We start from the raw sequence: 17,562 nt of genomic DNA on the forward strand, positions 1-17,562 counted from the left end.
CTCCTCACTCCGTCCCCACTTCGTGCCGCGCAAACATTGCCGCCCTCGCAGCGGAGCGTCATAAAGCGCCTATGCCAACGTCACCTCACTCTCAGGATCTCTTTTCTCTGGCTGATGGCCTTCCCGTGCAGGAAGCGCTGCCGGGCCTTTACGCCGCCCTCACGCGGGAACCGTCTGACACGCATCCTCCCTCCGCCATTCTGGTGGCGCCTCCGGGGGCGGGTAAAACCACAACCGTGCCGCCGGTTCTGGCGCAGGCTCCGTGGCGGGCTGAGGCAGATCGCATCATCATGCTGGAACCACGCAGGCTGGCGGCCCGTGCCGCAGCGCAACGCATTGCCGCGCTGATGGGTGAAGAGGTCGGCGGCTTTGTGGGCTATCGCACTCGGCTGGATGCCGCCATATCCGCCCGCACCCGCATTGAAGTGCTCACGGAAGGTTTGTTCCTGCGTCGCCTGCTGGGTGACCCCATGCTGGAAAATGTGGCCTGCGTGATCGTGGATGAAGTGCATGAACGGTCTTTGGAAGCAGACCTCGCCCTTGCCTTCTGCCTGGATCTGCAACGCACATTGCGGCCAGATCTGCGTCTTGTCGCCATGTCCGCCACAGCGGAAACAGAACGGCTGGCCGCCCTGATGAATGCACCGGTGCTCACCAGTGAGGGACGGATGTTCCCCCTGACGGTGCAGCACGCCAAGCGCGATATTCCCCACATACGTGATCTGACAAACGTGACCGCCGCCGCCGTGCGGCAGGCGCTGGCGGACACGGAAGGCGATATTCTGGTTTTTCTGCCTGGCACGGGCGAAATCCGGCGCACCATGCAGCTTCTGGACGGCTGCGCAGCCACCGTTCTACCCCTGCATGGCGAACTCCCCCCAGCCGAACAGGCCCGCGTGCTGCGCCCCGGCGCGGAAGGAGAACGGCGCGTGATTCTGGCCACCTCCATTGCTGAAACATCTCTGACCGTTCCAGGCGTGCGTGTGGTGATTGACGGCGGTTTCAGACGGGCACCGCGCTTTGACGCCGGGGCCGGGCTGTCCCGCCTTGAAACGGTGCGCATTTCCAAAGCTGCGGCCCGTCAGCGCGCAGGCCGCGCGGGGCGAGAAGCCCCCGGCACCGCTATCTGTTTATGGACAACTGCCACAGAGCGCGGTCTGCCCCAACATGACCGCCCGGAAATTCTGGAAGCCGATCTGGCGGATTTTGTGCTGGCAACAGCGCTGTGGGCCGATAGCGTGGGGGAAAATGACGCCCCCCTCCCTCTGCCAGATCAACCTCCCGGCAGCGCCGTAGCGGCAGCGCGGGAGCTATTGACCATGCTCGGCGCACTGGATGACGCCGGTAAAATTACAAAACTTGGGCGCAATATGGCCGCTTTGGGCACGCACCCGCGTCTGGCCGCCATGATGCTGGCGGCCAATACAGAAGAAGAAGCCGCGCTGGCTGCTGACCTTGCCGCCCTGCTTGAAGAGCGTGATCCACTGCGCCCCCGTGCTGCTGGCCGTGCTGGCCCTCCGCCCATTCCTCCGGCTGATATTTCTCTGCGCCTGGACCTGATAGCAGGTGGAGATCACCCTGATGCAGACCGGGGCGCATTGGCCCGTATTCGGCAGGCAGCCGCCCGCTTCCGCCTGCGGCTTGGGTTGAAAGCCCGACACCCGGCGGGCGGAGACCCAGCCGCCCTACTGGCCGCAGGCTTTCCTGACCGCATTGCCCTCTCGCGCGGGGAGGCCGGCACTTTCCGGCTTTCAAGCGGGACCAATGCCCGCCTGCGCCGTGATGACACTTTGGCAGAGAAAAAACTGCTGGCGGTGGCCAGTCTGCACCTGCGCACTTCAGCCGAAATCCGGATGGCCGCGCCACTCGACCTCAACGCATTGCCGTCGGCCTTGCTGGACCGCACGAAGGAACAGGTTGAAACCTCGCTTGATTCCGTATCGGGCAATATTCTCGCACGTCGCCGCACCCGTATTGGTTGCCTTGTCCTGCGGGACCGCACGGAAAAGGTGCAGAGCGGAGACGCCAGCGCCCTGTTACTGGCCCAAGCCAAGGCATCACCCGAAACCGCACTTGAATGGAGTGATTCCGCACGCCAGCTTCAGGCCCGCGTGGAATGGGCGCGCACCCTGCCCGGCGGCACGCATGGGGTGGAAGAAGACTGGCCCGAATTTTCAGCCAGCTCACTGGCTGCAAGCATGGAGGATTGGCTGGCGCCTTGGCTGGAAGGACTTTCTTCCCTGACAGACCTCAAAGGGCTGGACCTGACCACCCTGCTCCGCAACCATCTGGGTTACGCCCGCACTCATTGGCTGGATACCCACCTGCCCGCAAGCCTGCCTTTTCCCGGGGGCTCAGCCAAGGTGGATTACACACAGCCCGTTCCGGTAGCCGAGGCACGGGCGCAGGTGTTCTACGGCACGGACAAAACACCCCAACTTGCGGGTGGACGTGTGCCGCTGCGTCTGGCGTTGCTTTCTCCCGCAGGCAGGCCTCAGGCCATCACGGCGGATCTGGCCGGGTTCTGGCAAGGGGGATGGGCAGACATGCGGCGTGATATGCGCGGCCGCTACCCCCGGCACGAATGGCCCGAAAACCCGGCCCTTGCCCCCGCAAAACCACGCACACCAAAGCGATAATGCTGCCAGTGACGAGTGATGTTTTCATGACATTTCATGCGGTTTTGTTACAACAAGAACACATCACCATTGCGTCAGAGCAGGAAACAAGGGCAGAAGTAACCATGATTGGAAACCTGACCACGGCACGATGAAGACACTCCTGCGCAGCCTGCCTGTTCTTGCTGCCACCTGCCTGCCCGCAACACCGAGCATAGCAGGCACTGCCCAGGCGCAACCTCTGCCCACCTTTGCACCTGCAGTCCCGTTGGTCGCCCCGCCCGGCCCCACTTCCTTTGCGCCCTTGGTGCGCAAGGTTGTGCCTGCGGTTGTCAATATTGCCGTGACGCGGGATTCCGATTCTGACAAACGGAAAAAACTGCCTTCCGCCGTCAAAGGCACACCGTTAGAACGCCGCTTCCGTGAACGGATGCGCAGGCATGGCGATGAAGTGCTGGGCGCGGGTTCAGGCTTTATCCTTGACCCATCCGGCGTGATCGTCACCAACGGGCATGTGGTGGAAGATGCAGACAAAATCACCGTCGCCCTGGTGGACGGCAAGGAATACACCGCCCAGCTTCTTGGTATTGATACCCTGACGGATATTGCCGTCATCAAGATTCAGAGCAACACCCCCCTGCCTTATGTGCAGTGGGGTGACAGCCGCCTTGTGCAGGTGGGGGATTGGATTGTTGCAGCCGGCAACCCCTTCGGTCTGGGCTCATCTGTTACGGCGGGCATTGTCTCCGCGCGCGGGCGGGACATCGGCACCGGGCCGTTTGATGATTTCCTTCAGCTTGATGCGCCCATCAACCCCGGCAACTCCGGCGGCCCCACCTTCAATCTGGCCGGGCAGGTGATTGCGCTGAATACCGCCATTGTCTCCCCGACCGGAGGCTCCGTGGGGCTTGGATTTTCCATTCCGTCCGAAATTGTCATCCCCATTGTCAACTCGCTCTGGCATGACGGCCACCTTGACCGGGGCTGGCTTGGCGCCACGCTGGAGGACATCATCACCCATAACGGCGCCTTGGTGGCAGAAGTGGACCGCAACGGCCCGGCCGCACATGGGGGTTTGAAAAAAGGTGACATCATTACCGCCATGGCGGGCGAACATATGGATACGGCCCGCAGCATGATTCGCGCCATTGCCGCTGCCCGCCCCAATAGTGACCTTCAGGTTACCGTACAGCGTAAAAACCAGCCGGTGGTGCTGACAGTGCATATCGGCCGCCGCCCACGCTCGGAAGACTGAGTCGCCTCTTCCCGCTTTTACCAAATGGTCAAAAAAATCTGGTCTCAGAACCCTCTGCACACATGCTGAGGCAATTTTCGCGCGCTCAAAATCTCAAAAATTGCTGTTCTATTCATCTAGATTTCATCACAGATCTCTTTTGATTCAACCCTGACATAAAGAGGGCACGATCAAGGCGCCCTGTTTCATCTTTGCAACAGGGCGCAGCTTTTATCTTTCTGCATACCTAACGCGTGTTGACTGAATGGCTGATCTCTTCCTAAATTTCAGAACGTTGCACATCAAAACTGAATGTACTTTATCTGGAGCAGGCATGTATTGCCTGAGAACTTTTTCGCGCCTTCCGTCCTTCCGCAAAGTAATACTTGCCTCTGGACAGGAAGAATACAGTATTCCCTCTCCTCAATATTATACGCTCTGTTCTGATGCGCGAAGAAAAACAACTCAATAACGTAACGTAAACCCGCTACAAGCTCGGGAGACAGACTATATGGGCGTGTACCCTCTGAGCCACGAGCCCCCCCGTGGTCTCTATAATAAAAAGCTAATCCTGCTGACTGTTTCAGCCATGAGCAGCTTTGTCTTTTCTTCAGCTTCTTACGCCCAAACGGCCAGCACGGCTGCCCCTGCCGCTTCTACAGCCCAGCCTGCACCAAGCAAAAAAGCCCGTGCCGCCACCAAGGCAAAAGCCACACCCAAGCCAGCCACACCTGCCGCCCCGGCAGCCGCGCCGAACAATGCGCGCGCAACCATTGCAAAAGCAAAATCCATCAAGGCACCAGAACCAGAACAGGAAAACGTGACTGTTGTGGGCTCGCTGTTTCGGGACCCGAACCTGAAAAGCATGTCGCCCATCACACGTATTTCCCGCCTGGATATGCAGCGCCGTGGCTTTGCCAACGTGACGGACGCCTTGCAGTCCCTCTCCTCCAACGGATCGGGTACACTCACCAACTCCTTTTCGGCCAACGGCGCGTTTGCAAGCGGGGCCTCCGCCCCTTCCCTGCGTGGCCTTTCCACCGACTCAACCCTGGTGCTGATGGACGGCATGCGCCTGTCCTACTATCCGCTTTCTGATGATGGAGAGCGGAACTTTGTTGATACCAACTGGATGCCCTCTTCCATTATGGAAACAGTGGACACCATGGAAGACGCAGGCTCCTCCCTCTACGGTGCGGATGCTGTGGCCGGGGTCATCAACTATGTTACGCGCAAGGAAATCAAAGGGTTTGAAGGAAACGCTGAAGGCGGCCTGACACAGGGCGGCTATGGCGGGCACCAGAAACTGTACGCAACCTATGGCGTGGGTGATCTGCACAAGGATGGCTACAATTTCTACGTCAACTCCGAATACCAGCAGGATGACGCCATCTATAACCGGCAGTTGAATTATCCTTACAACACCAGTGATCTTTCTGGCCTGGGCGGCATCAACGGCATCACCAACGTCTCAGACGGTGCGGGTGGTATTTCCAACTTTGCGGCAACGCCCGTAGCCCTTGTACGCCCCAGTGACGGTAGCGATGGCGGCACGGGCGCGTGGCAGCTTCTCAATCAGGCCGCAGGCTGCGGCAAATACGGCTCCGTCGTGACAGGCTCCGTAGCGGGGGCTTCTGGCACCAGCCAGGCGTGTTCGCAAAATCTTGCCAAGGATTATTATCAGGTTTCCCCCTCGCTGCGGCGTATCAGCGCTACAGCCCACCTGACCGTGGATGTTACCCCGCGCTCTCAGTTCACTGCGATGTTCACCTACTCACAGGCGCTCTCCCAGTTTACGGGAACACCGTATAACGCCCGTGCATATTCTCAGTCCCGCAATGCTGATACATACAGCACCCCGCTGCCAGTTTACCTACCCAATGGGGAATTGAACCCCAACAACCCGTTTGCGGCACAGGGGCAAGAAGCCCAGATTTACTACAAATTTGGTGATCTGATGCCCACCACAAATGAGTACAGCCAGAACTTTCGCGGGGCCCTGCGCTACACTGGCTCGGCAGCGTCTCATTGGGGGTCTGACTGGAACTGGGATGTCAATTTCACGGGCATGAACACCATGCTCCAGCAGACCATTACCGGCGTACCAACCATTGCAGGGATAAAGAACGCCATCCTGAACGGGACCTACAATTTTGTTGATCCCTCCCAAAACAGTGAAGCAGTCCTGAACTCCATTGCGCCGAAGAACGTGATGAACGCCCGCTCTCAGGAATATTCAGGTGACATGCATGTTACCAAAGGGCTGTTCCACTTGCCGGGCGGCATGGCCAATCTGGCCATTGGCGGCAATATCCGTTGGGAAGCCCTGAACGACCCAAGCGCAAACCCCTATGACCGCAACAACCCAGATGCCCAGTGGACGGGCTACATCAACCCTTTCAACGCGCAAGGCAGCCGCTGGGTAGAAGCCGGCTACTGGGAACTGGGGCTACCGTTCCACAAGATGGTAACTGCGGACATCTCTGGCCGATATGACCATTACGCACAGGGCGCAGGCTTTGGCCGTTATTCTCCCAAAGCCTCGCTCAGCGTCACGCCTGTCAGGCAGTTCACACTGCGCGGCACGTTCTCCCGCGGGTTCCGCGTGCCCAGCTTTGCGGAAACCAACGGTATGAACGTGGCGTACACCACATACAACATCACCAACCAGAACTTCATCAACCAGCATCTGAACGCCAACGGCACACCCAACAGCTATGCTCAGGCGTATTCTCTGGGGCAGAACACCGCTGGCAACCCCAACCTGAAGCCGGAAATTTCCACCAACTTCACGGGTGATGCCGTCATCCGCCCGACCAACTGGCTGAACCTGACCTTTGGCTACTACTACATCAAAAAGAACCGCTACATCGCAGCTAATCCGCTTGGTGCCTCCACCATTGCCAACGCCTGGCTTGCTGGCGGAGATGCCGCACTCCCCAGCGGCGTAAGCGTGACACCAGACCTGGTGGATGCCCAGAACCCAACAGGGCAAGTCCGCCCCTACATGGTGAACCTTGGCTATGTGAACACCAGAAGTCTGGTAACAGATGGTGTTGACATGAAGATTAACGCCAATACCCGTCTGCCCGGCATCCTGCATGATGTCCGACTGATCAGTATAGGGCAGGCAACTTTTGTGCGCTCCTTCAACCTGACCATGGCTGATGGGCAGGTACAGCACTGGGCGGGCACACTGGCCCCCTATAACGCGGTTGCGGCTTCCGGTACACCACGCTGGCGTGCCAACTGGTCCAACACGTTTATCTGGAAAAACCTGTCTGTTACGCCAACCGTATATTACACCAGCGGCTACAAGAACGTTGCTGAAGACACCAACGGCCCCGGCACCCGCAGCTGCGCGGACAGCGCCAATCTGCTGGTGGGCAGTTCCGCCGCCCCCACCACACAGTGCCATATTCGCAACTGGTGGGATGTTGACCTGAATGTCAGCTACAACATCAATCGGAAATGGCGTCTTTATGCCACGGTTTACAACCTGCTCGGGTTCCGCTCTCCGTATGATTTCGGAACATACGGCTCTTACCTTTACAACTCCTCCTGGTCTCAGAAAGGGGTTGTCGTCCGCTCCTTCCAGTTCGGTGTGAACGTCACGCTCTGAGGAACCAACGTCGCCTGGTTAAACCGCTCTTTATTGGTTTAACCAGGCTTTTTTCAAATCGGCCCCCTGCAAGAACTGCCGTGCTTATCACTGGTGGCCAGGCGTGCAAATGCCAGCTCCCTGTCTGGGCCACTATCTACGCGGACAGGGGTGACTGGTTTTCGTTTTTCTCAGATCATTTCAAGAGAAACTTTCTTTTCCGGCGGTGCAAATGCGCGGTCCAGTTCAGCCAGATCGGCATCGTTCAACGTGATTTCCTGCGCGGCAATATTTTGCTTCAGATGGTCAATAGACCCTGCCTTGGGGATGGCAATCATGTTCCGCTGCCGCAGCACCCATGCCAGAGCAATCTGCGCGGCTGTTGCCGGGCCCGTTGAGGTCTTATGCCGCTTGGCTACCGCCTGAAGCGCCTTGTTCTGCAACAAGGCTCCACCCTGCCCGATGGGTGAGTAAGCCATTGTCACGATATTGCGGTACCGATCAGCATCCAGCAGGTCATATTCAACACCGCGATGTTCCAGACTGTATAAAATCTGGTTCACCTGGCACTCACCGGGCTGCACATAGTTTTCCAGTTCCAGAATGTCTTCCACATCAAAGTTTGAAACACCCCAGTTCCGGATCAGCCCTTCCTTCTTGAGCTTGCGAAACCCCTGCACCGTTTCTTCAAGCGGCACGCCGCCCCGCCAATGAAGCAGGTAAAGATCAATCCAGTCCGTCCCCAAGCGGCGGAGGGAATTGCGGCAGGCCTTGGCCACTCCTTCTTCCGAAGCATTGGAGGGCAGCACTTTTGTCACCAGAAAAACCTTGTCACGCTCGCGGTAAAGAGCCTCCCCTACCAAGCTTTCAGAGCGGCCACTTCCATACATTTCAGCGGTATCAACCAGTTTCAGCCCGGCATCTATGCCATACTGAAGGCTGGCCATTTCCGCCCGCCTTTTGTCTGCATCTCCTTCCCCCATGTTCCAGGTGCCCATTCCCAGTGCAGGCAAAACAGTGCCATCGGCCAGCGTGACGGTCTTTTGCATGGTGTCTCATCTTCCTTGTTCACACGGCGCGCGCAGATCATCCCTCTTCCCGGCAACCCCATAAGGCCGTTCAACCGGCTTCTTGCATGGGCTGCGCCTCGGGTTTGAGGGCTATGGTCTGCGCACGCCATCAGTCATTTCATGCTATGCCAGCGCACACGGAAAAAGATCGTTCCCCACAGGGACGCTCGCATGTCTGTCACACATGGGAGAACCCGGGCCTTTCACGCAGGGCGCAAAACACCGTCCCCCCTTCTGTCCATCAGCAAGATTGCTATACTCCGCCCGCCAGAGCACAGGACACCCGGGATCATGACGCAGATCGGCTTTTACCACCTTACCCGCACCAGTGTGACAGAAGCCCTGCCGCAGCTTCTGTCACGCACGCTGGCCAGCGGCCAGAAAGCCGCCGTGTGGTGCGCCAGCAAAGCCACGCTGGACAATGTGGATAAAGCCCTTTGGAAAGTCTCCTCCCCCACATGGCTCCCCCATGGCAGCGCGGGAGTGCTTTTGCCGGAGCGCCAGCCCATCTGGCTGACATTGGAAGACGATACCCCGAACAACGCCCCTTTCCTGTTTCTGCTGGAAAGCCGCGCCTGTGAGGACTGCGCCCGCTTTGACCGGATTTTTGATCTGTTCGACGGCCATGATGAAGACGCCGTGGCTGCAGCCCGCACCCGCTGGTCCAGCCTGAAAGCCGCCGGGCATGAACTGGCCTACTGGCGGCAGGAAGACAAAGGCTGGAAACGGGCGCGCTGAGAAACGCTTAATCCCCGCGCGTGGCCCTGCTGGCATCCCGAATGGCCGCAAATTCAGATGTCTGTTTCCAATGCGGCCATTTTTGCGAAAACGCCAGATCATGCCCCACACGATAGAGCAACGCGACGTCCTCCGCAGCGCCGCGCACATCCCAGTCAGGGCTCCAGGCATCACACGCCTGATGATAACAGGCCATGTACCCTTCCAGCCATGCCTTGCCTGCGGGCACACCCCCTTTGAGCAGATCAGGATAACCGGCCATATCCATCATGGCTACAACGGGCACGCCGGCCCGCGCAAACGGCAGGTGGTCCGCCCGATAAAACGCCCCGCGTTCCGGCATGGCTTCCGGCTTCATGACACGCCCCTGCCGCCGGGCCGCTGCCGCTACATCCTCCTGAACCGTATTCTGGCCCGCGCCAACCATAAACGCCGTGCGGGATGGTCCGGCCATCTGCAAAACATCCATTGTAAAATTGGCTGCCGTTTTCTCAAGAGAAACCAAGGGGTGTGTGGCATACCAGACTGAGCCCAACAGCCCGCGCTCTTCCGCTGTCCACGCAGCAAACACGACAGTCCGGTCCGGCTGTGGCCCAGCCTTGAACGCACGTGCTATTTCCAGAACACCCGCAATGCCGGAACCATCATCAATCGCGCCGCGCCGCATCACCATCTGGCCTTCGGCATTGGTACTGGTGCCGAAGGCATCCCAATGTGCGCCAAACATCACGCTCTGATCAGGCTGTTTTGCGCCGGTTATTTTTGCAAGAACATTCTGGCTTTTCAGGTTTTCCGTCTGTACCGGCACTTTCAGAGAAAACGTGGCGTCTTTCAACGTAACTGGCGCAAAACTGGTCTGCCGTGCCTTGGCACGTTCCACAGCCAGATCAAGGCCCGCAGCGGCAAACAGCTTTTCCGCTGCTTCTCCTGAGATCCAGCCCTGCATCAACACAGGTTGGTCATCACCATTACGCACAATATCGAAGGCTTCCCCACCGGGGGCAATAACGGTCTGCCAACCGTAGGATGCTCCGGGCGTATCATGCACAATCAATGCCCCAACGGCCCCTCTGCGGGCAGCTTCCTCATATTTATAAGTCCAGCGGCCATAATAGGTCATGGCTCGGCCAGCAAAGCGACCATAGGCGGCATCTTGGGGCGTTGCTTCAAAATCCGGATCATTGACCAGAAAAACGGCAACCTTGCCTTTCAGATCAACACCTTTGAAATCATCCCATCCCCGCTCTGGTGCGTGCACGCCATAACCGACAAACACCATGGGCACGTTGCTCAGCGCGATCTGTTTGACCGGCCGCACCGTGGAGACATAAATATCCTTGTTCTGCTGCCAAGGAAGCGTCTGCTTGAGAAAGCGTACCTCGGAAACAGTAGGTTGGCCCACACGGGTGCGCAGCAATGGCACAGTTTGCGTCCAGCCTCCGTTTTCCCCTGCCGGTTCCAGCCCCATTTTCTGATACTGTTCTATCAGCCATGCAACAGTCCGCTCCTCCCCCTGCGTGCCGGGAGCGCGTCCTTCAAAGGCATCAGACGCAAGAACACGCATCACATCAGACATCCGCTGCGGATCTATGGGCGCATACGCCTTGGGAGAGACCTGCTGTTCAGACGCAGCAACGGCCCCCGGCACACCACCACCCCATACAGCCAGAGCGGTGGTCAGGCACAGTGCCGCCGCACGATGCCACGCCCGAGCACGTGATTTCTTGCGAGAAGATTTTTCCCAATACACCGTGCGGTCTGTTCCTGCCGTGCTTTGCGTCATGTCTATCCTCAATTCTTGCTCAGATAAAATAATGCCTCATGTGTAATGAACCATAGCATACCTGTGTAAGACACAAGCGCTTACGGCTTCTTTTGAGCGTAAACACTCCGCCAGAAATGTTCCGAACACAACTGTTTGGCGTTTACCCGGTACTCACGGGCAAGCGCACGAAAACGCACGGCAAACCACACGGCATGCCATGCGAACGCCCAGACATTGTCCCAGAACGTTTTTCTGTTCAGTTGTTCCTCAAACACGCTCTGCGTTTCGTATTTGCGATAGATCACCCGCTGACGCAAAAAAACGGAAGACAACAGGCCCGGCGTATACTCCCCGACATAAACAGGCGCTTTACGCATGAACGCATCTGGCAGCAGGTGACCATTCAACGTGGCTGCCCTTGCCATTTTACGAAACCGTGATTCAGAACCCGCCTTTTCCACAAAGGGATGAGCCGTGAAATAAGCGGCCTCTTCCGCCCGGCTTTGTTCCCGGCCAATCTCTTTCAGGCTTGGTGGGTAAGTGAGCGTACGCCGCCAGAAGGAAACACCTTTGCTCACGTCCCGTAATGCCAGAGTGATGGCCTTTGCGCTCTGATACCGGTATGAAAGCGCGCACCACAGGAAGCTGGCAGACAGCAGTTTCAGCGCTGCTGTAACGCTCCCACCGTCTTCCATCAGGAATACGGCCAGAGACGCCCGGAACCCCAGATACCGCGTGAACGCAGTTTCCTTGGACAGAAAATGGTCTGAAAAACAGGCAATACCATTCAGCGTAAACACATTGAAGCGGTTGATCAGCCCGAACAGAGCATCATCCCCGCGCACAAAAAACGGAAACGGATAGTAGTCCACCGCATCCAGCCGGAAGGCAAAAAACCACCATCCGCCATACACCGGATTTCCCTTGTCCTTTTCCAGCGCCAGCAAAGACGAAACTGATCGGACTTCCTCGTTTTGGTGCAGTGGACGAAACAGGCCCTGATGGAACTCCGCCCCTTTTTCCTGCACGCTCCAAGGTTTTTGTGCATCCAGCAACACGCCCGCCAACCCGATCTTTGGGTCTGGACTGTAAGAGAGCACAGCATAAGCGCGCCTGATGGATTCCACCTCGCACGAGATATCATCATCCATGAACAGGCAATGTGTGTAGGTGTTCTGATCTTTCAGATACAGAAGCCCGCGTGCAAAGCCGCCACTCCCCCCATAATTCTGGTTGGGAATGATCTGCGCCCCTTTCAGTTCAGTCGGGTCGAGAGTGTCCGAATTATCAACAACAATAAAATCAATAACCTGCTGATACCGAGGATCAGACAGCAATGCTTGCCGCACACGGGCAATGGAACGGGTGACGTACGCAACACGGTTGAAATGCGTGATAACCACACCAAGTTTTGGCTGCATCAATGGCGGAGCATCGGTGGCAAAACAAAGCTGCTCTACAACAGCCTGCTTCTTCCCTTTCAGGCGTAGAAAGAGCATGCCTTCCGCCATACCGGACCATTCCGAAACGGGAAGCACATGAGTGCGGGCTTGCGGCTCCTCAAATTCATGGGTTTGCAAGCAGGATGATGCCCCATCCGCAGCATGGTGCCACAGTTCCAGCACAAGCTGCCCCCGAACCCGAAGCATCAGACTCAACGAGTTGATCGTGCCCAGACTTTTCCACTTCCCGACAGACAGACCATTATAAAACGTATCGGCTGAAAGAAGCACATTATCAGGCAAGGAGAACCCTGTTCCTGAAGCTTCCACGCCAGGCATGCCGCCGCGAAAATACATTTCCGCGCAATGCTCAATATCTGCTTCAGGGCAAATAAGAGTATGCAGAACAGTGAGCATGAAAACGACTATCCCTTTGATCAAACCACCTGGCGGCGCACGAAGGCGGGCCTGTGTTTACCACAGAGCCTGAAACGCTGCTTGAAAAAGCATATTTTCAACCGTTTGAAAAAAATCAAAAGAGCACTTTCTCAGCACGCAGCAAAACGTCCTAAAGGCAACGGGGGTCTTTTCTAACCCTGGCAGGACTGTTCGCTCCCGCACCCGGCTTCTCAAGGACGCAAAGCCCATGCCCTGCTGACACACCACACAACGAACGCACACCTTGGCCGGACCATCAAGCCCCCTCAGAACGTTGAGCCTGTTTGGGAAAGCTCCCTCCGAAGGTGCGACTCTTTTTTCTGAGACCCTCTTCGATATTACCTGAGAAAATCACATAATAATGACTTAAATTTGTATTTTTAATTTAATTATCTACATACAATTCTAAATAATACATCAAATTACCATTGAATTTATTCTCCACAAACAACCACGCAACAATACCAGAGAAATATTTATCAGCTTTAATTTCATATCAGAAACAAATGAGCACCATCTCAGCCTTAATGTCTGTCTAGAACTCTCGTGGTTCTGATGGCGAAAATTGTCATGACTTACAAACACAAGCAGCGCATCCCTTTCCTTCAAAAACGTATTCGGGCTTAAGCAGGTGAAATGTATCCTGCACATCGGCACGGAAAAAACCGGATCAACAGCCATTCAGGATTGGCTGTACCAGAATGAAGCTGCACTCTCCGGGCACGGTATCGCACTCAGCCACGTCTTATGGTGCAATAATAACCGGGCTTTATGCAGCTATTTCCAGTCTTATCTGGATGACGCCATGTGGGACCGAGGCATCAGGACTGAAGAAGGAAAAGCAGATTATTTTACCGGCTTTCTGGAACGGTTCAGCCAAGAAATTGAGAGGTTACGGAAAAACCATACCGTTTTAGTCATAAGCTCCGAACATTTTCACAGTCGTCTGCAAGATCCGAAAGATATTGAAAACCTCAAATTATTTCTTCAACCTTTATTTTCAGAGATAAAAATCATCTGCTATCTGCGGGATCAATATTCTTTAAGGCACAGCCTGTTCAGCACGGCCATCAAACACGGAGAAACCACACCTTACGCCTTGTTTCAGGATGATGTGGATGACAGTGTTCCTTATTATAATTACCATTTAATGCTTTCAAAATGGGCCGATCAATTCGGCCAGAAAAACATTCACCCAAGACTTTTTGAACAAAAAAACTGGCGAGGATATGATTTGAGGAAAGATTTTCTATCTTTCCTTGACCCTCACCTTCCCGACAAAACAGAGTTCCATTTCGGGAAAGAAAGACCGAATAAAAGTCTCTCTCAGCCTCAAATACGCGTTGCACGACTCATTAACAGGATTTTTCCCAGATACAGGAAGAATGGGCAGTATTCATGGATAAGAGACAGGCTGATCTGGCTTGTTTGCCAGATACCGGGGCCATCACCCCAAAAATCAGACACCAGAGAGAAAGAGATTTTTCTCAAACGATTTGAGAAAAGTAACCGGGCGCTTTTTCAAGAGTATTTCAAAAGCGACAAAAACCTTTTCCTTGAATGAAGGCCTTTTAGACGGAGCGAATATATCTCGCTCCTCTGCGGAAGCTTCTGCACCAGAAAAAGGGCTTTACGGCAAACGACCTATTTTCCTGAAGCGTAACATGCCCACCGCCATACACACAGGCAACCTGGCGGATGCTTTGCGCTTGCAGATAGGAAAATACTTTATCAGGAGAAAGGAAGACAGGTATCCTTCAAGGACACCTATCTTGTTCGGGTCCATTAAAAAGAATGGCGCGCCCTGCTGGATTCGAACCAGCGACCCACAGCTTAGAAGGCTGTTGCTCTATCCAACTGAGCTAAGGGCGCGTGATGTTCGTTCCGGATACCGAGGAATAACCGGAAAATCAATGGGTCCAGTTCTGAATCCGATTAGAAGCAAAATTATCAGCATAGACTTTAGGAGAACGGATCCGTTCTGCAGGCTTTTCAACCTCAAACGCGATATGTTCCCGCTGCGCATAGGCTACAGCGTCATCACAGCTTGAAAAATAGAGCTTAAGCTGGGCACGCGTATCGCTGCTGCCAGTCCACCCCATCAGGCTATCCTGATGCCGTGGGGCGCTCTGCCCATATTCAAACACCCACTCCCGCGTGCCTGCCAATCCTGACTGACCTGCTGGCTTAGGCTGCCTGTAAATCCGTGCCGGCATCACAATGCCTCCAGATGTTATATGGTCGGGGCGCCCGGACTCGAACCGGGGGCCTCTTGTACCCAAAACAAGCGCGCTACCAGGCTGCGCCACGCCCCGAATGCAGCGGAACCTAAGCGGCATTCTTCCGGCTGGCAAGCCCATAACGGTAAAAAATCAGCTATCGCTTTCAATCGGCTTGCTGGCCAGCGGCGGAACAAACAGCGGCGCCGTATCCCACGGGAACAGAACCCAGGTTTCCTGCGGCACTTCCACCACAAAACGGTCTGTCAGCGCTTTGCCGGCTGGTTTGGCATACAGGCAGGCAAAATAGGCCTTGGGCAGACGTTCCCGCACCACGCGGGCGGTGACACCGGAATCAACCAGATCATCAATCACCAGAAAGCCTTCACCATCACCAGCAGCTTCCGGTGCTTTGATGATACGCGGCTCACCACGTTCTTCCTCATCATACGTCACCACGGAAATGGTTTCGACAAGGCGGCAGTTCAGTTCACGCGCAATAATGGCAGCCGGAATCAGCCCGCCACGCGTTACGGCCACAATGCCTTTGATCGGCATGTTCGCCACAAGCTCTTCAGCCAGCAGGCGGGCATCCCGGTGCAATTGATCCCACGTGACAGTCGCGTAATTTACGGCCATCTGGCGCTTCTTCCCTACTCAATATCTATCGTGACCAGATGATCCCGGCCCGTCCGCGGTCCTTCTGCCACTAGTGGCGGCTTTGCTGCAAACCCGTTTCCGGCTTTTCGGGCGTTTTTTCTGTCAGCAGGGCCTGTTTCAGCACATCAACGGCATTCCCCCACGCAACAGGCCTGAATCCGGCCCGAATAGCGTCTTCCTGTGCCGCCAATGCCTGTGGGTCATCCAACCAGCGTCTGATTCGCGCCAGAAGGTCCGTGCCGTTATCCGGATCAAACGCCTCTGCCAGCCCGCCACCGGCCTCGGGCAGAGAGGAGCGATCAGAGATAAGGCAGGCTTTTCCCCATGCCAGACTTTCCGTAACCGGCAGGCCCCACCCCTCGTAAAAAGAAGGGAAAACCGTAAACAGACAATTCTGATACAAATGAGCCATCAGCGCATCAGATGGCGCGTCCACCCACACCACATGCCCCTCCAACCAGACGCTGTTACGGATTTGCTGCATCAGATCATCCACTAGCCAGCCTTGGCACCCCGCCAGCACAAGTTTGGGCACCTCCTCGGCTGGGCGTTCCTGTAACAGCCGACGCCATGTGCGGAACAATACAGCATGGTTTTTCCGGGCTTCGAGCGTGCCGACACACAGCACATATGCCCCCAATCCGGCCACAAGACGTGCTTCTTCCGCTGTTGGGCGCGCTGTATTCGTCACAAATCCACTGCCCATGGGAAGCGTGATAACGGGCGCCCTCACAGTCTGCGCGTGCTGCGCGGCATACGCCAGAACATCCTGCCGCGTGGCCTCGGAGTTCGCAAAAATGACGTCGCACTCTGGCAAAACGGCTGCGTACCACCGGCGGAAAACGGATGGTAGACCGGGGCGGCACCACTCCGGCCACAGCAGGGGCACCAGATCATGCACCAACACAGCCGCACGCACGCCGTAACGCTCTTTGCTGCGATGCAACAACGCCCCATAAGCCGCATGCGTCCAAGAGGCACCAAGCGTAAGCACAACATCGCCTGCCCTTGGCGTGAATGTACCGTTCTCTTGCGCGGGGCTCCCTCGGCCTTGACGGTTGCGCCATTCGGCCTGCGCAACATCCTTTACAAACGTGCCTGAAGCTTGCCCTAAAGCCCCGAGCGCCTGCCCCGCCGCAAGCAGGCTCCGCACCATCTGGCCTGCCGGAACCCGCAGGGAGGTCGGGATGTGTTGCGCCATACGCCGCAAGCGGGAAACGTGCTCCGCGTTCTGGGCGGTGCCTGCTGTCACCATTTGCCCCGTAACCTGCGCAGCGGCTCCCCCTGCCAGACGCACGCTGATGGCCTCTACCTCCGCCCACGCCACCGGCACAAAGTCCGTGCCTGTGGGAGTGTGGCGCACAAAGCGAATGGCGGGCCATATGTGGGCATCATTCCGCAAGGCGTGGCAGATTTCCAGAACCACACGCTGTATACCACTGGGCCGCGTGGCGGTGCGGGCATATACAAACAGGTCTTCCACATCTATCCAGATGCGCACTGGTTCCTGCTGCATGAAACACGCTCCCTTTTTTACCCTCTGCGCAAAGGGTCGCTCGTTGCCCTTGCGCCAGTTCCACCATTCTCTCTTCAGCCCTGTCTCTGCCATATCCTCCGGTTGAGGGGAATAAAAGCTGGGGCATGCGGCTGATCGAGTTCCTTTAAGCGTCGAGGCTGTCTGAACAGCCTGCCAAAGCGGCCCCGCAAGATTTTTGAAACAGAAAGCACGGGCTTCTTTTGTCCTGATAGCCCCGTATCGCGCCGTTATATCCGCCTT

11 protein-coding genes and 2 tRNA genes are annotated in these 17,562 nt (G+C 56.4%); 5 read left to right on the top strand and 8 right to left on the bottom strand.

The features are described from left to right. The first annotated feature begins 71 nt into the window (after positions 1–71). The 3 genes from hrpB (at position 72) to ASN_RS01650 (ending at position 7,474) form a co-directional block, all read left to right on the top strand. Positions 72–2,639, top strand: coding sequence for an ATP-dependent helicase HrpB (hrpB, locus tag ASN_RS01640; protein ID WP_058987016.1), 2,568 nt, complete (start codon positions 72–74; stop codon positions 2,637–2,639). 130 nt (positions 2,640–2,769) lie between these two features. Beyond that, positions 2,770–3,873 carry a S1C family serine protease gene (locus tag ASN_RS01645; protein ID WP_058987017.1) on the top strand — a complete coding sequence of 368 codons (1,104 nt, stop codon included), beginning with the start codon at positions 2,770–2,772 and terminating at the stop codon, positions 3,871–3,873. Positions 3,874–4,363: 490 nt separating this feature from the next. Then, a complete protein-coding gene (locus tag ASN_RS01650) occupies positions 4,364–7,474 on the top strand; it encodes a TonB-dependent receptor plug domain-containing protein (protein ID WP_058987018.1) in 3,111 nt (1,036 codons plus the stop codon). Between the two features lie 170 nt (positions 7,475–7,644). Here the strand turns inward: ASN_RS01650 and ASN_RS01655 are convergent, their stop codons facing one another. Continuing rightward, positions 7,645–8,502, bottom strand: coding sequence for an aldo/keto reductase (locus ASN_RS01655; RefSeq protein ID WP_058987019.1), 858 nt, complete (start codon positions 8,500–8,502; stop codon positions 7,645–7,647). Positions 8,503–8,814: 312 nt separating this feature from the next. Here ASN_RS01655 and ASN_RS01660 point away from each other — a divergent pair, with 312 nt between their 5' ends. After that, on the top strand, positions 8,815–9,261 hold the full coding sequence (locus tag ASN_RS01660) for a DNA polymerase III subunit chi (protein WP_058989050.1): 447 nt from the start codon (positions 8,815–8,817) through the stop codon (positions 9,259–9,261). A gap of 7 nt (positions 9,262–9,268) precedes the next feature. Here ASN_RS01660 and ASN_RS01665 read toward each other — a convergent pair whose 3' ends face one another. Together ASN_RS01665 and ASN_RS01670 are read right to left on the bottom strand one after the other, a co-directional pair. Then, entirely contained in the window at positions 9,269–11,044 is a 1,776-nt protein-coding gene (locus ASN_RS01665) for a M28 family metallopeptidase (RefSeq protein ID WP_058987020.1), read from the bottom strand. An 80-nt stretch (positions 11,045–11,124) separates the two neighbouring features. Further along, positions 11,125–12,885, bottom strand: a complete 1,761-nt coding sequence (locus ASN_RS01670; RefSeq protein WP_058987021.1) for a glycosyltransferase family 2 protein — start codon at positions 12,883–12,885, stop codon at positions 11,125–11,127. A 652-nt stretch (positions 12,886–13,537) separates the two neighbouring features. Between ASN_RS01670 and ASN_RS01680 the strand changes: the two genes are divergently transcribed. Beyond that, positions 13,538–14,470, top strand: a complete 933-nt coding sequence (locus ASN_RS01680) for a hypothetical protein (protein WP_058987023.1) — start codon at positions 13,538–13,540, stop codon at positions 14,468–14,470. Between the two features lie 231 nt (positions 14,471–14,701). Here ASN_RS01680 and ASN_RS01685 read toward each other — a convergent pair. The 5 genes from ASN_RS01685 to ASN_RS01705 all read right to left on the bottom strand — a co-directional run bounded on the left by ASN_RS01685 (position 14,702) and on the right by ASN_RS01705 (position 17,301). After that, a tRNA-Arg gene (locus ASN_RS01685) sits at positions 14,702–14,778 on the bottom strand. A gap of 38 nt (positions 14,779–14,816) precedes the next feature. After that, the gene (locus tag ASN_RS01690; protein WP_006557968.1) at positions 14,817–15,122 is read right to left on the bottom strand and encodes an ETC complex I subunit; all 306 of its coding nucleotides are present in this window, start codon (positions 15,120–15,122) and stop codon (positions 14,817–14,819) included. Positions 15,123–15,144: 22 nt separating this feature from the next. Then, positions 15,145–15,221, bottom strand: a tRNA-Pro gene (locus tag ASN_RS01695). Positions 15,222–15,278: 57 nt separating this feature from the next. Beyond that, positions 15,279–15,764: a xanthine phosphoribosyltransferase gene (gpt, locus tag ASN_RS01700; protein WP_006557967.1), complete on the bottom strand. Its 486-nt coding sequence runs from the start codon at positions 15,762–15,764 to the stop codon at positions 15,279–15,281. A gap of 70 nt (positions 15,765–15,834) precedes the next feature. Then, positions 15,835–17,301 (bottom strand): glycosyltransferase family 4 protein, encoded by a 1,467-nt coding sequence (locus ASN_RS01705; protein WP_058989051.1) that lies wholly within the window; start codon positions 17,299–17,301, stop codon positions 15,835–15,837. Positions 17,302–17,562 lie beyond the last annotated feature (261 nt).

The organism is Acetobacter senegalensis (genome assembly GCF_001499615.1).
In the GTDB taxonomy this organism is placed as follows: domain Bacteria; phylum Pseudomonadota; class Alphaproteobacteria; order Acetobacterales; family Acetobacteraceae; genus Acetobacter; species Acetobacter senegalensis.

Coding starts and splice junctions, on each gene's coding strand:
- ASN_RS01705 (WP_058989051.1), bottom strand. CDS start 17,301: ATGCAGCAGGAACCAGTGCGCATCTGGATAGATGTGGAAGACCTGTTT.
- ASN_RS01660 (WP_058989050.1), top strand. CDS start 8,815: ATGACGCAGATCGGCTTTTACCACCTTACCCGCACCAGTGTGACAGAA.
- hrpB (WP_058987016.1), top strand. CDS start 72: ATGCCAACGTCACCTCACTCTCAGGATCTCTTTTCTCTGGCTGATGGC.
- ASN_RS01645 (WP_058987017.1), top strand. CDS start 2,770: ATGAAGACACTCCTGCGCAGCCTGCCTGTTCTTGCTGCCACCTGCCTG.
- ASN_RS01665 (WP_058987020.1), bottom strand. CDS start 11,044: ATGACGCAAAGCACGGCAGGAACAGACCGCACGGTGTATTGGGAAAAA.
- gpt (WP_006557967.1), bottom strand. CDS start 15,764: ATGGCCGTAAATTACGCGACTGTCACGTGGGATCAATTGCACCGGGAT.
- ASN_RS01670 (WP_058987021.1), bottom strand. CDS start 12,885: ATGCTCACTGTTCTGCATACTCTTATTTGCCCTGAAGCAGATATTGAG.
- ASN_RS01690 (WP_006557968.1), bottom strand. CDS start 15,122: ATGCCGGCACGGATTTACAGGCAGCCTAAGCCAGCAGGTCAGTCAGGA.
- ASN_RS01655 (WP_058987019.1), bottom strand. CDS start 8,502: ATGCAAAAGACCGTCACGCTGGCCGATGGCACTGTTTTGCCTGCACTG.
- ASN_RS01650 (WP_058987018.1), top strand. CDS start 4,364: ATGGGCGTGTACCCTCTGAGCCACGAGCCCCCCCGTGGTCTCTATAAT.